This is a genomic window from Candidatus Eisenbacteria bacterium (assembly GCA_030017955.1).
Taxonomy (GTDB): domain Bacteria; phylum Eisenbacteria; class RBG-16-71-46; order JASEGR01; family JASEGR01; genus JASEGR01.
In genome coordinates this window covers 1-508 of sequence record JASEGR010000248.1, presented here as the reverse complement: position 1 = coordinate 508, position 508 = coordinate 1, and the positions used below count along the sequence as shown (strand labels likewise).

Here is a 508-nt window from a genome sequence, read left to right as displayed (position 1 = left end):
GCAAGGATTCCCCGCCTGGCAAGCCGTAGATGGGTCATCCCGGAGCGGAGCCAGCAAACGCTCATCGCCATCGCACAGCGGCGCCACGAACGATAGTCGCAGATCACGTCGGGGAAGCGGACACGAGCTCTGTGCGGCTCGACAGGAGGTGGATGGAATGGTCGTAGCTGAAATAAGTGTCGTACCGATTGGGACAAGCTCGACAGGTGTCGGAGATTTCGTGAGGGAAGCCGTGAGGATAGCTCAGGAAAGCGGGCTCAAGTTTGAGCTCACCTCCATGGGGACGAATGTCGAGGGGGAACTCGAAAAGGTCATTGGTGTAACCAAAAAGATGCATGAGGCGTGCTTCAATCGTGGGGCGAAGCGAGTTCTGACGACTCTGAAGATCGATGATAGAAGAGACAAGAGCCTCACTATCGAAGGTAAGAAACGCTCGGCAACACCTTGACTAAGATGTTAGGGAAAGTTGAAAACCGGACTATTTAAGGTTCAAAACCGGACTTTTGGG

At 53.9% G+C, this 508-nt stretch carries 1 protein-coding gene; it reads left to right on the top strand.

Features of this window, described 5'->3' with window-relative positions; genetic code table 11:
• Positions 1-157: 157 nt before the first annotated feature.
• Positions 158-448 (top strand): MTH1187 family thiamine-binding protein, encoded by a 291-nt coding sequence (locus QME66_14055; GenBank protein MDI6810061.1) that lies wholly within the window; start codon positions 158-160, stop codon positions 446-448.
• Positions 449-508: the final 60 nt, after the last annotated feature.

Bases quoted from the DNA above. Each gene is read 5' to 3' on its own strand.
- QME66_14055 (MDI6810061.1), top strand. From the start codon at position 158: ATGGTCGTAGCTGAAATAAGTGTCGTACCGATTGGGACAAGCTCGACA.